The organism is Blastococcus sp. SYSU DS0510 (genome assembly GCF_054050835.1).
On sequence record NZ_JBJHAC010000057.1, the window covers coordinates 1 to 766 of the forward strand.

A 766-nucleotide genomic window follows, 5' to 3' on the forward strand; every position below is an offset into this window, starting at 1 on the left:
GCGATGAGGGCATCGAGCATGGCCCGGCCGGAGGCGCCCAGGACGTCGGAGGCGACCGAGTCCAGCTTGATTCCGGCGTCTTCCAGAGTCTTCTGAATCCGCTGCTGCTCGGCGGTGTGGCCCTGGATGAGCCGTTTGCGGTAGCGGGTCAGATCACGCAGCTCCCGGATCGCCGGCGGCGGCACGAAGCTGGCCCGCAGCAGTCCGTGTTCGAGTAGCTCGGCCAGCCACTCGGCGTCGAGCACGTCGCTCTTGCGGCCCGGGAGGATCTTCACGTGGTGGGCGTTGACCAGCCGCAGCTGGAACTCGCGCTCTTCCAGCACGTACCAGACCGGCTTCCAGTACGGACCGGTCGCTTCCATCGCGACGTCGGTGACACCCTCCTGGGCCAACCAGTCGGCCATCTCCTCCAGCGCGCCGGTGAAGGAGGAGAAGGTTCGGGTTTGCTTGCGTCGTCTGCGGCCATCCGGGGCCGGTGTGCGCACGCAGGCCACCACCTCGTTCTTGCCGATGTCGATTCCGGCGCAGCGCTCCATCAGCACATCCACCGGTGCCTCCTCGTCCTCGACCCGATAGGGCGGGACCGGCGGGGCCAACCGATCAACGATGCTGTGAAGCGTGTTCGGAACAACAGTTCGAGGTGCCGGGAAGGCCCCTGGCGTCAGTCTCTGAGACGGGCTCGAGCGCACCACGCAGTAACGAGCTCAGCCGGCCCCACGAGGATTTTCATCGTTCGAGGCGGCCTGGAACAGGCCATGGGTTCTCT

At 66.6% G+C, this 766-nt stretch carries 1 protein-coding gene; it reads right to left on the minus strand.

The genetic code is table 11. The features are described 5' to 3' along the window. A partial coding sequence (locus ACI79P_RS21675; protein ID WP_456583127.1) for an IS110 family RNA-guided transposase occupies positions 1-548 on the minus strand: 548 nt, incomplete at its 3' end. Between the last annotated feature and the right edge of the window lie 218 nt (positions 549-766).